The sequence below is a fragment of the Thalassobaculum litoreum DSM 18839 genome (assembly GCF_900102465.1).
Lineage (GTDB): Bacteria > Pseudomonadota > Alphaproteobacteria > Thalassobaculales > Thalassobaculaceae > Thalassobaculum > Thalassobaculum litoreum.
Genome location: NZ_FNBW01000007.1, coordinates 164977 through 177232, shown reverse-complemented (window position 1 = coordinate 177232; position 12256 = coordinate 164977). Strand labels below are relative to the sequence as shown.

Annotated in this window: 11 protein-coding genes; 6 read left to right on the top strand and 5 right to left on the bottom strand. The window is 67.4% G+C overall.

Translation table 11 applies throughout. The annotated features are described in order from the left end of the window. Positions 1-57 precede the first annotated feature (57 nt). Genes BLS34_RS12965 through BLS34_RS12950 form a run of 4 tightly spaced genes read left to right on the top strand, consistent with a single transcriptional unit; the run spans position 58 to position 5326 of the window. Positions 58-1362, top strand: a complete 1305-nt coding sequence (locus tag BLS34_RS12965) for a sarcosine oxidase subunit beta family protein (RefSeq protein WP_093150872.1) — start codon at positions 58-60, stop codon at positions 1360-1362. Between the two features lie 17 nt (positions 1363-1379). Beyond that, positions 1380-1682, top strand: a complete 303-nt coding sequence (locus BLS34_RS12960) for a sarcosine oxidase subunit delta (protein WP_028794098.1) — start codon at positions 1380-1382, stop codon at positions 1680-1682. Position 1683: 1 nt separating this feature from the next. After that, positions 1684-4722, top strand: a complete 3039-nt coding sequence (locus tag BLS34_RS12955) for a sarcosine oxidase subunit alpha family protein (RefSeq protein ID WP_245701972.1) — start codon at positions 1684-1686, stop codon at positions 4720-4722. Then, the gene (locus BLS34_RS12950) at positions 4715-5326 is read left to right on the top strand and encodes a sarcosine oxidase subunit gamma (protein WP_093150871.1); all 612 of its coding nucleotides are present in this window, start codon (positions 4715-4717) and stop codon (positions 5324-5326) included. The genes BLS34_RS12955 and BLS34_RS12950 overlap by 8 nt, the downstream gene beginning before the upstream one ends. Positions 5327-5334: 8 nt before the next feature. On the opposite strand, the gene BLS34_RS12945 is transcribed toward BLS34_RS12950, so the two are convergent. From BLS34_RS12945 to BLS34_RS12925, 5 genes are all read right to left on the bottom strand, one after another. After that, a complete protein-coding gene (locus tag BLS34_RS12945) occupies positions 5335-6348 on the bottom strand; it encodes a hydroxyacid dehydrogenase (protein ID WP_051244489.1) in 1014 nt (337 codons plus the stop codon). 11 nt (positions 6349-6359) lie between these two features. Next, positions 6360-7529: an iron-containing alcohol dehydrogenase gene (locus tag BLS34_RS12940; RefSeq protein WP_028794096.1), complete on the bottom strand. Its 1170-nt coding sequence runs from the start codon at positions 7527-7529 to the stop codon at positions 6360-6362. A gap of 502 nt (positions 7530-8031) precedes the next feature. Continuing rightward, positions 8032-8793, bottom strand: coding sequence for a DUF3750 domain-containing protein (locus tag BLS34_RS12935; RefSeq protein WP_215906100.1), 762 nt, complete (start codon positions 8791-8793; stop codon positions 8032-8034). Then, the gene (locus BLS34_RS12930) at positions 8790-9248 is read right to left on the bottom strand and encodes a GlcG/HbpS family heme-binding protein (protein WP_028794094.1); all 459 of its coding nucleotides are present in this window, start codon (positions 9246-9248) and stop codon (positions 8790-8792) included. The genes BLS34_RS12935 and BLS34_RS12930 overlap by 4 nt, the downstream gene beginning before the upstream one ends. Positions 9249-9259: 11 nt before the next feature. Continuing rightward, the gene (locus BLS34_RS12925; RefSeq protein WP_028794093.1) at positions 9260-10669 is read right to left on the bottom strand and encodes an FAD-binding oxidoreductase; all 1410 of its coding nucleotides are present in this window, start codon (positions 10667-10669) and stop codon (positions 9260-9262) included. Between the two features lie 354 nt (positions 10670-11023). On the opposite strand from BLS34_RS12925, the gene BLS34_RS12920 reads away from it, so the two are divergent. Further along, positions 11024-11368 (top strand): PilZ domain-containing protein, encoded by a 345-nt coding sequence (locus BLS34_RS12920; protein WP_093150870.1) that lies wholly within the window; start codon positions 11024-11026, stop codon positions 11366-11368. Between the two features lie 108 nt (positions 11369-11476). Continuing rightward, complete coding sequence (locus tag BLS34_RS12915; protein WP_093150867.1) at positions 11477-12208, top strand: TerB family tellurite resistance protein; 732 nt, start codon at positions 11477-11479, stop codon at positions 12206-12208. Positions 12209-12256 lie beyond the last annotated feature (48 nt).

Sequence of the window (12256 nt, the reverse complement as noted above, 5' to 3'; positions counted from 1 at the left end):
GCACTGACGCCGGCCAGCGCGGCGTGTATGAGTGCCTTTTTACTCGGGGGTTGATGAATGAACGCCAGCGCCGGACGCCAGGGGACGACCACAAGCGGGCCGACCGCCAAGCAGCGCTATTCCATTTTCGCCCTGGCGAAGAACGCGCTGAGCTATCACGAGGGCTGGCAGCAGGCCTGGCGCTCGCCCGAGCCCAAGAAGGCATATGACGTCATCATCGTCGGCGGCGGCGGCCATGGGCTAACCACGGCCTACTACCTCGCGAAACTGCACGGCGTGCGCAACGTGGCGGTGCTGGAGAAGGGCTGGATCGGCGGCGGCAACACCGGCCGCAACACCACCATCATCCGGTCGGGCTATCTCTGGGACGAATCGATCAAGCTCTACGACCACGCCCTGAAGCTCTGGGAAGGCATGAGCCAGGAGCTGAACTTCAACGTCATGTTCAGCCAGCGCGGCGTCATCAACCTGGCGCACAGCGAGCATGAGTGGCGCGAGATGCGCCGGCGCTACGAGGCGATCCGTCTGAACGGCGTCGATATCGAGCTGGTGCTGCCGGACGACATCAAGAAGCTGGTGCCGATCATCAGCATCGACCCGGACATCCGCTACCCGGTGAAGGGCGGCATCCTGCAGCAGCGCGGCGGCACCGCCCGCCATGACGCGGTAGCCTGGGGCTATGCCCGCGCCGCCGACGAGCTCGGCGTCGATATCATCCAGAACTGCGAGGTCACCGGCTTCGAGCGCGCGCCGGAGGGCCAGATCATCGGCGTGCAGACCACGAGGGGCTTCATCGCCGCCAACAAGGTCGGCTGCGTGCCGGCCGGCCATTCCGGCGTGCTGGCGGAGATGGCGGGCTTCATGCTGCCGATCCAGGCCCGCCCGCTGCAGGCGCTGGTGTCGGAGCCGATCAAGCCGGTGATCGACAAGGTCGTCATGTCGAACGCCGTGCACATGTATATCAGCCAGTCCGACAAGGGCGAGCTGGTGCTGGGTGCGGGGACCGACGCTTACAACTCCTATGCCCAGCGCGGCTCGCCGAACCATCCCGAGCACCTGATGGCAGCGACGGTGGAGCTGTACCCGATCACCTCTCGGCTGCGGATGCTGCGGCAATGGGGCGGAATCGTCGACACCTGCCCGGACGCCTCGCCGATCATTTCCAAGACGCCCGTCCCGGGCCTGTACTTCAACTGCGGCTGGGGCACCGGCGGGTTCAAGGCGACGCCCGGCTCCGGCCATGTCTTCGCCGACCTGATCGCCCATGACCGCCCGAACGCGCTTGCCGCGCCCTACTCGCTCGACCGGTTCCGCACGGGATACCTGGTCGACGAGCACGGTGCCGCCGGCGTCGCCCACTGAGCGGGAGGAAGACAGAGATGCAACTGATCCCCTGCCCCTGGTGCGGTCCGCGCGACGACGCCGAATTCCACTACGGTGCCGAGGCCCATGTGGTCCGCCCCGCCGTGCCCGCCGATTGCAGCGATGCGGAGTGGGAGGCCTATCTCTACCTGCGCCGCAACACCAAGGGGCCGTTCGCCGAGCGCTGGATGCACACCAACGGCTGCCGACGCTGGTTCAACGTGATCCGCGACACCTACACCCACGAGATCTTCGCCAGCTACAAGCCGGGCGAACCGATGCCCGACATCGCTCAGCTCACCGCCAAGAAGGACGCCTGACGTGAGCCGCCAGCCCAATCGCATCGCTCCCCATGCCACGCTCGGCGGCGGGCGCATCGACCGGTCCAGGCCGCTCGGCTTCCGTTTCGACGGCAAGAGCTACACCGGCTATGCCGGCGACACCCTCGCCTCGGCCCTGCTGGCCAACGACGTCCATCTGGTCGGCCGCAGCTTCAAGTACCACCGCCCGCGCGGCATCCTCGGCCTGGGGGCGGAGGAGCCGAACGCGCTGATCCAGCTCGCCCGCGGCAACCGCAGCGAGCCGAACCTGCGCGCCACCCAGATCGAACTGTTCGACGGGCTCGACGCGTCCAGCCAGAACCGCTGGCCCTGCCTGAAATACGACGTCGGCGCCGTGAACTCGACCCTGCACCGGCTGTTCCCGGCGGGCTTCTACTACAAGACCTTCATGTGGCCGGCCTCGATGTGGCTGACCTACGAGGAGGTGATCCGCAACGCCGCCGGTCTCGGCAAGGCGCCGGAAGGTCCGGACCCGGACCGCTACGAGCACATGCACACCCATCCGGACGTGCTGATCGTCGGCGCCGGACCGGCCGGTCTCGCCGCCGCCCTGGCGGCAGGGCGCACCGGCGCCCGGGTGGTCCTGGCCGACGAGCAGGCGGAATTCGGCGGCTCGCTGCTGTCCGAGGACGACGTGTTCATCGACGGCAAGCCCGGACCCGACTGGGTGGCCGAGGTGGTGGCCGAACTCGCCTCGATGCCGGAAGTGACCCTGCTGCCGCGCACCTGCGTGCATGCCTATCTCGACCACAACTACCTGCTGGCCGCCGAACGGGTGACCGACCATATCGGCGCGGTGATCCCGAACACGCCGCGCCAGCGGCTGTGGAAGATCCGGGCCAAGCAGGTCGTGCTCGCCGCCGGCACGCTGGAGCGGCCGCTGGTGTTCCGCGACAACGACCGGCCGGGGGTCATGCTGTCGACCGCCGCCCGCGGCTACGCCGTGCGCTACGGCGTGACCGCCGGGCGCAAGCCGCTGATCGTGACCGGCCATGACGACGGCTACCGCACCGCGCTGGCCTATGCCGCGCGTGGGGCGCAGGTGGCCGCCATCGTCGATCTTCGCCCCGAGCCTTCCGGTCCGCTGGTGGACGCGGCCCGCGAGAAGGGCATCGACATCCTGGCCGGCCATTCGGTCGCCGGCGCCCATGGCGGGCACCGGGTCGAGGGCGTGGACGTCGCCGAGATGACGACCGACGGCTCCGGCCTCGCCAAGGTCACCCGGCGGATCGGCTGCGACCTCGTCGCCATGTGCGGCGGGTTCAACCCGACCGTCCACCTGTTCAGCCAGAGCCGCGGCAAGCTGCGCTGGGACGCCGAGCTCGACGCCTTCGTGCCCGCCACCGTGCATGACCCGAAGCACGCCCCGCAGGCCTCGGTCGGCGGATGCGCCGGGACGATGACCATCGCCCAGGCGGTCAAGGACGGTATCAAGGCCGGACTGGACGCCGCCCGCGCGACCGGTAGCACCGCCCGCCAGCCAGCCGCCCCGAAAGTGGACGAGCCTGGCATGGGCGAACACCGGACTGTCTGGGTCCTGCCCTCCGACAAGCCGGTCGGCCACAAGGGCAAGCACTTCGTCGACTTCCAGAACGACGTCACCGCCGCCGATCTGAACCTGGCGGCGCGCGAGGGCTATCGCTCGATCGAGCATGTGAAGCGCTACACCACCACCGGCATGGGCACCGACCAGGGCAAGACGTCGAACGTCAACGCGCTCGCGATCGTCGCCGCCACGCTCGGCACCGACATTCCGGCGGTCGGTACCACGACTTTCCGCCCGCCCTACACGCCGACCACCATCGGTGCCTATGGCGGTCGCAACATCGGCAAACTGTTCGACCCGGTGCGCACCACGGCGGCCGATCCCTGGCACAAGGCGCACGGGGCGAAGTTCGAGCATGTCGGCCAGTGGATGCGGCCCTGGTACTACCCCAAAGCCGGCGAGACCATGCGGCAGGCGGTCGACCGGGAGTGCATGGCGGCCCGCAACGCCGTCGGCATCCTGGACGCCTCGACCCTCGGCAAGATCGATGTGCGCGGCAAGGATTCGGCCGAGTTCCTCAACCGGGTCTACACCAACGCCTGGCTGAAGCTCGGGATCGGCAAGTGCCGCTACGGGCTGATGCTGAACGATGCCGGCTTCGTCATCGACGACGGCGTGACCACCCGGCTCGCCGACGACCGTTTCCACATGACCACCACCACCGGCGGCGCGGCGCGCGTGCTCTCCCATCTGGAAGAGCACCTTCAGACCGAATGGCCGGACCTGGAGGTCTACCTCACCTCGGTGACCGAGCAGTGGTCGGTCGCGTCCATCTGCGGCGCCAAGTGCCGCGAGCTGCTGGCCGAGCTGTGCGACGACATCGACCTGTCGAACGACGCCTTTCCGTTCATGGCGATGAAGGAAGGCACCGTCGCCGGCATCCCGGCCCGGGTCTACCGGATTTCCTTCACCGGCGAGCTGTCCTTCGAGATCAACGTGCCCCGGCGCTACGGCATGGCGCTGTGGGAGGCCCTGATGGCGGCGGGCGAGAAGCACGGCATCACCCCCTACGGCACCGAAGCGATGCACGTGCTGCGCGCCGAACGCGGCTTCATCATCGTCGGCCAGGAGACGGACGGGTCGGTCACGCCCTTCGATCTCGCCATGGACTGGATCGTGTCGAAGACCAAGACCGACTTCATCGGCAAGCGCGGCCTGTTCCGGCCCGACCTTATGCTGCCCGACCGCAAGCAGCTCGTCGGCCTGCTGACCGAGAACCCGAACGAGGTCCTTCCGGAGGGCGCGCAGATCGTGGAGGAGGTGAAGCCGCAGCCGCCGATGGTTATGCTCGGCCACGTCACCTCGTCTTACTATTCCGCCAATTGCGGCCGCTCCATCGCCATGGCCCTGGTCAAGGGCGGGCACGGCCGCAAGGGCGACACCCTGTCGGTGCCGCTGGCCGGCAAGACGATCAAGGTCACCGTGACCGATCCCGTGTTCTTCGATCTCGAGGGGAGCCGCCGAGATGGCTGATACCGCACCCCAGGCTTTCAGCCCGCTTTCCGGCCATATCGGTCCCGTCGGCGGACCGCACCATGCGGGCGTGGTCCTGCGCGAGGTCGCGGGCCTGAGCCTGATCAACCTGCGCGGCGATGCCGAGAAGGCCTTCGCCGGGCATGTGGAGACCGTGCTGGGCGTCGCCTTGCCGACCGCGCCGAACACCGCAGCCTGCACCGAGGGCCTGTCCCTGCTGTGGCTGGGCCCGGACGAGTGGCTGGCGGTCTCCGAGGACGGGGACAGCCCGGCCCTGTGTGCCCGGCTGGAAGAGGCGATGTCGCGCGTTCACCATGCGGTGGTCGATCTCTCGGACAACTACGCGGTGATCGAGCTCTCCGGCCATGCCGCCCGCTGGGTGCTGGCCAAGGGCTGGCCCCAGGACCTGCATCCGTCCGCCTTCAAGCCGGGTCAGTGCTCCCAGGGATTGCTCGGCCTGGCCCAGATCGTTCTGGAGCAGACGGCGGAGGACGCCTATCGGCTGTTCGTCCGCCCGTCCTTCGCCGCCTATCTCTGGGACTGGCTGGTCGACGCCTCAGCCGATGTCGGCGTGCGCGTCGCCCCGCCTGACGCGCCCACCTGACGTAGCCGCTACCCGGCCAGCAGCCGGGTCGCGCGCTGCTTCGCCCGTTCCCAGGCGTCCGGATTGCGGATATTGGCCGGCTGCTCGGCGTTGAACACCTGCAGCATGGTCCGCGCCACCGTCATCGCACTCTCCTTCATGAAGCCGCGGGTCAGGCCGCCGACATGCGGGGAGAGGATGATGTTGTCAAGCTGGCACAGCGGGTTGTCCGCCCCCACCGGCTCGACCTCGAACACGTCCAGCGCCGCCGCCCGGATCCGGCGAGTGCTCAGCGCCTTGTGCAGCGCGTCCTGGCTGACGATCTTGCCGCGCGCGGTGTTGATCAGGCAGGCGTGGGGCTGCATCGCCTCGAACGCCGCGTCGTTGAACATGTGGTGGGTCTCGTCGTTCAGCTCGGCATGGACCGAGACGTAGTCGGCCCGCGCCAGCAGATCGGCTAGGTCGGAGACCATCTCGATGCCCAGATCGTTGGCCGCACCGGCGTCGACATATGGGTCGTAGGCGATCACGTCCATGTCGAAGGCGCCCATGCATTTGCGTGCCATCTCGGTACCGATCTGGCCCAGGCCGACGATGCCGAGCACCGATTGATCGAGGTCCTTGATCGTGTTGGTCTCGCTCAGCCGGTCGGACCAGCCTTTGCCGGAGCGCACCATCGCGTCATGCTCGAAACCATGGCGCGACAGGCTCATCATCATGAACAGCGCATGCTCGGAGACCGGGATCTTGCCGAAGCCCGGGTTGTTGACGACGATCACCCCGGCCTCGGTCGCCGCAGCGATGTCGATGGCGTCGGTGCCGCGGCCGGACGAGCAGATGACCAGCAGGTCCTCCGCCGCCGCGATGACCTCGGCGTCCACCTTGTTCGGATAGCGGCCGCAGATGCCATGGGCGCCCTTGGCCGCTTCCAGCACCGCCTCGCGCTCGGGGCGGAGCAGCAGCTCGACATCGACATGGGCGCGAAGATGCTCCTGCCCGCCCGGATGGTAGAGCGGATCGATCAGTAAGGCTTTGTGACGCACGGAATTTCCCTTCAGTCGAGCGTTCCCTCCAGGGCGTTCCGCAGGACCGTCGCCATGTCCGAGGCCGTCATCGGCTTCGGATTGCTGCCCGTGGACGGGTCTTTTTCGGCGGCCGCTGCGATTTCATCGACCCGGTCCGGATCGACGCCCAATTCCTTGGCAGTATGAGGGATATCGAACGCTTTGCGCAGGTCCAGAATCCACTCCATGACCCCGTCGACACCGGATTTCTTCAGACCGAGATAGGCCGAGATCCGCGCGCACTTGTCGGCGATGACGTCGCGGTTATGGGCGATCACATACGGGAAGAAGACGCCGTTGGTCAGGCCGTGATGGGTGTCGAAGCGCGCGCCCACCGGGTGGCTGAGCGAATGGATCGCGCCCAGCCCCTTCTGGAAAGCGGTGGAGCCCATGGACGCCGCCGCCAGCATCATCCCGCGCGCCTCCAGATCGCGGCCGTCCTCGACCGCCCGGGGCAGGAACTCCTTGATCAGCCGCATGCCCTCCAGCGCCACGCCATCGGAGAACGGGTGCAGCTCCGGCGAGCAGAACCCCTCGAAGCAGTGAGCCAGCGCGTCGATCCCGGTCCAGGCCGTCAGGTTCGCCGGCAGGCCGACGGTGAGCTGCGGGTCCTCGATGACGATGGTCGGCATCATCTTGGCATGCAGGAAGATGCGCTTCTCGTGCACCTCCTCCTCGGTGATGAGCGAGGCGCGCCCGGTCTCCGACCCGGTCCCGGCCGTAGTCGGCACGGCGATGATCGGCGCGATCTTCGAGCCGTCGATCGCCGCCGGACCACCGGACCTCACATGCAGTTCGAACAGCGGGCGCTCCTGATGCGCAGCCATGGCGATCGCCTTGGCGACGTCCAGCGCGGAGCCGCCGCCGAAGCCGATGACGCCGTCGAAGTCGCCGTCGCGGAACATTTCCGCGCCCTCGAGCACATTGGCGCCGATCGGGTTGCCACGAACGCGCGAAAATACCTCCGCCGCCATGCCCGAATCCTGCAGGTCGTCGCGGGCGCCGGTAATCATCGAGTTCCGGACCAGACCGGCGTCGGTCACGATCAGCGGCCGGCGGATTCCCGCATCCCCGCAGGCATCGGCCAGCTTGTCGATCTCTCCCACACCGAAACGGATTTCGGTCGGATAGCGCCACACGCCGCTCGGGAAATCAGCCATCACGGCTCCTCCGTCCCTCAGTGTTTGATTCCTGTCGTTTGGCAGTGACCGTAGCGCCCGCTCACGACGGCTACAAGCAGCTACGCGGTTCCCGAAATTTCCGGATATCGAATGCCGAAACCGAGCTATGCGGTTTATGCCTGCCTGCTTTGCAGACTTCACGCGATCTTAACTGCAAATCCTGCTTGATGTTCCCGCCACGTACGTTAAATGGCGTTTCTAGACGGTGAACGCCGAACAGTGTGTGAGACCGTACGTTCATAGGGACCCCATGGGGGGGTTCCGTGACCCCCAGAGGAGGCGACCATGACGAAGGATGAAATGATCCGGACCTATAATCGAAATGCCGCCTCCTGGCCGGCGCTGGTCTTCGTGTACGGCATTCTGCTCGGCACGATGGTCCTGTCGGCGTCGGCGATCTCCTGAGCTGACGGGCGGGCCTGGCGCCTGCCCTCCCCTCACAGACCGGCATTTCAAGCCCGCGACCGGTAACGGTCGGGGGCTATTGCCGTGGGCGGTCCGCGCCGCCGGATGCGCCCACCCGACCGATGCCGGGAAGGCGCAAGGCCGGCTGCGCAATGTCCAAGCCGATGCCGAGACCGAGCAGATTGACCTCGATCCCCTCCGTCGGCGCGACGATCAGGCCCGCCAGCCCCAACAGGCTGACCTGCAGGCCGCCGCCGCTGGGCGCACGGCCGATCGGATCGCTGAGCGGCCGGAAGTCCTTGCCGATCGCGGTCGGCGGCAGGTCGAGGCCGAGATCCGGCACCCGGCGCGACACGAAGGCGACGAAGGTGTTGCTGTTCGGTCCGGGAAAGGTCCGGTAGGTCTCCGGCCAGGGATAGGCGGCCACCGCCGCGCGGATCTGTGGGATCAGGGCCACGGCCCTGTCGCCGCGGATATCGGCCAGCACTGTCGGCTCCCGGCCGAACCAGCGGTGGTCCGGACCGTCGTAGTTCTGCCGCACCACCCGGCCGCCGCCCCAGCCCATCACGTCCCACCGGTCGTAGCGCGCGGCATTCGCGTCCTTGACGGCGATCCAGGCATGGACGGCGAAGATGCCGCGCCAGCCATAGGTCGGCGCGGCGTAAACCTGAACCACCGCCTCCGGCGTCGACTGAGGGTCCGGCGCCAGACCCGCGGAACTGCGGTCGGCCCGATGCCAGGGCTCGCTGGCCCAGGAATGGCTCGCCCCCTTGAACAGCAGCGGTCCGACCATGGCCACGGCCGCGACCGCCAGGGCAAGCTTGGCGACCGCGCTCACGCCGATGGCGCCCCGGTTTCCGCCGTCAGCCCGGCAGCCCGAATGCCGGCGACGGCACAGGCCTCGTCCTGGTCCGAGGCGTCGCCGGAAATGCCGACCGCCGCGATCACGTTGCCGGCCGTGTCTTTCACCAGCACGCCGCCGGGAGCCGGTATCAGCCGCCCGCCGATCATGCCGTTCACCGCATCGAGAAACACCGCGCCCTTGTCCTTCACCCGATTGGCCAGCTCCCGGCTGCCGAACCCCATGGCGAGCGCCCCGTAGGCCTTGCCGATGGCGATTTCCGGCCGGTGCATGCTGGCGCCGTCCTGCCGTTCGATCGCACGGATATGGCCCCCGGCATCGAGCACGGCAACCGCCAGCGGATTCAGCTTCCGCGCGGCGGCCTCGGCGAACGCCCCGGCGATGATCGCCCGGGCCTCGTCGAGGGACAGGTCGGAGGTGGGGATGGGCAAAGGGCGCCCCCTCAGTTCATCCGGAACAGCTTGCCCGGATTCATGATGTTGTCCGGGTCGAGCGCCTGCTTGACCGCGCGCATCACCGGGATGGCTTCCGGCAGTTCGGCGGCCAGGAACTCCATCTTGCCGTAGCCGACCCCGTGCTCGCCGGTGCAGGTGCCGTCCATGGACAGGGCGCGCAGCACCATGCGGTCGCTGTGCTCCTTGGCCAGGCGCATCTCCTCCTGGCTCTCCGGATCGATCACATAGACCAGGTGGAAGTTGCCGTCGCCCACATGGCCGACCAGCGGCGCCAGCAGGCCGGTCTCGGCCAGATCCTTCTTGGTCTCCGTGATGCATTCGGCCAGCCGCGAGATCGGCACGCAGACATCGGTCGGCCAGCCCTTGGCCCCCGGACGCAGGGCCAGGGCGGCGTAGAACGCGTTGTGCCGCGCTTCCCACAGCTTGTTGCGGTCTTCCGCCTTGGTCGCCCATTTGAAGTCGGTCCCGCCGAACTCGGCGGCGATGCCCTGGACGGTCTCGGCCTGCTCGACCACGCCGGTCTCCGAGCCGTGGAACTCGAAGAACAGGGTCGGCCGGGCGGTGTAGCCCTCCAGCTTGGAGTAGGCGATACAGGCCCCCATCTGGCTGTCGTCGAGCAACTCCATGCGGGCGACCGGTACGCCGGACTGGATGGTCAGCACGCAGGTGCTTACCGCACTCTCCAGGTCGTCGAACTGGACGACGGCCGAGGAGATCGCCTCGGGGATGCCGTAGACCTTGAGCTGGATCTCGGTGATGACGCCGAGCGTGCCCTCCGAGCCGACGAACAGGCGGGTCAGGTCGTAGCCGGCCGCCGACTTCTTGGCCCGGCGCGCGGTCTTGACCACCCGGCCGTCGGCCATGACCACGGTCAGGCTCAGCACGTTGTCGCGCATGGTGCCGTAGCGCACGGCGTTGGTGCCGGACGCACGGGTGGCGCACATGCCGCCGATGGAAGCGTCGGCCCCCGGATCGATCGGGAACATCAGACCGGTATCGCGCAGATACTCGTTGAGCTGCTTGCGGGTCACGCCGGCCTGCACGCGGACGTCCAGGTCATCGGCGTTCACCGCCAGGATCTTGTTCATCTCGGAGACGTCGACCGACAGACCGCCGCGCAGGGCGGCCACGCCGCCTTCCAGCGAGGTGCCGACGCCGAACGGAATGACCGGCCACTTGTGCTTGGCGCAGATCGTCACCGCCTGGGACACCTCTTCGGTGCTGCGGGCGAAGAAGACGGCATCCGGCGCAACGGTCGGGTGGTAGCTCTCGTCCGTGCCGTGGCGGTTGCGGATGTCCTTGCCGGTGACGATCCGCTCGGCCCCGAACGTGGCGGCCAGTTCGGCCATGGCGGCGTCACGGGCGGTGGCGTTGGACGGCTGGACATCGACCTGCATGGTCTTCAACTCCTTTTCGGGACCGGAACGGCCCGAGTGACTCAACTCTACGGACTGGACCGACGACGCTAATGATTGCGGCGCGCGGGAACAAGGCGGCAGCACCTTCTTACTTCCGCCGCGGCCAGCGACCAAGCATCGCATATCGGGCCCGGGTACTCTGCAGTACTTCCGCGATCCGCCGGCCGCTCGACACAGGCAACGACAAGTAGATCAAGAGCGCGGCCCACAACCGAATATCCGCATTGGTGACCGGAAGTTTACCAAATCTTCAGTCACCGGCGCGCAGAATGCGCCCGAAATCCACTCTCGCAACGGGCCATCGGCCTCAATGGACTATCAGGAAGTGATCTCATGTGGTCTGCGATCAAATCCGCCTTCTCCGGTGACAGCGACCGCCGGGTTGCCCCCCGGGTGGCCGCGATCGGCACGGTGACCATCGACAGCAGCAAATTCGCGCTCGAGAACTGGAGCCAGTCCGGCATCCTGATCTCCGGCCATGACGGCCGGCTGATCAAGGGACAGAAGTTCAAGATGACCGTCGAGGTCCGTGACGACAGCCGGGTCATCGTCTTCAACGCCGAGGCCGTCGTGGTCCGGGCGGCCGGAGACAAGCTCGCCGCCCAGTTCCACCGGATCGACAAACATAAGAAGCAGGCGATCGTCGAATATTTCGCCCACAAGACCGGCAGCCGTTGACCGCTCCGGGAATGGAACCGTCCCGCCACCGTCGGCGTTGACCCCTGGAAGCGCGGACGCCAAACTCCCGCCGCCTTACCAAAAGCAAATTTACGGGTCGGGGACGGCGTGAGCATCTGGGGAAAGATCATCGGAGGTGCCGCCGGTTTCGCGATCGGCGGACCGATCGGCGCGCTCCTGGGCGTGGTCGGCGGCCATGCCATCGACCGCTATGCCGACGACCAGACCATCGACGAAGAGGCGGCGACCAAGAAGATCGCCTTCACCATCGGCGTGATCGCCCTCGGCGCCAAGATGGCGAAGGCCGACGGCGTGGTCACCCGCGACGAGATCTCCGCTTTCCGCGACGTGTTCAGCGTGCCGCCGGAGGAGATCAAGAATGTCGGCCGCGTCTGGGACATGGCGCGGCAGACCAGCGACGGCTTCGAAGCCTATGCCCACCAGATCGCCCGGCTGTTCAATCCCGGCTCCCCCGTCCTGGAGGAGCTGATCGGCAGCCTGTTCCATATCGCCCGGGCCGACGGCGTGATCCATGAGAACGAGGAGATCTACCTGCGCCGGGTCGCCGAGATCTTCGGCTTCGACGACGTCGCCTTCGACCGGCTGCGGACGATCTATGTCGGCGACAACGGCGACGACCCCTATTCGGTGCTCGGCGTCGACCATGCCGCCTCGGACGAGGAGATCCGAGCGGCGTATCGCCGGCTGATCCGCGAGCACCACCCGGACCGCCTGATCGCCCAGGGCCTGCCGGATGAGTTGATCTCGAAGGCGACCGGGCGTATGGCGGCCTTGAACGGTGCCTGGGATCGGATCAAGAAGGCCCGGAACATTTCCTGACCTGACCACCAGAACATCTCCTGACCTGACCAGATGAAAGCCTGATCG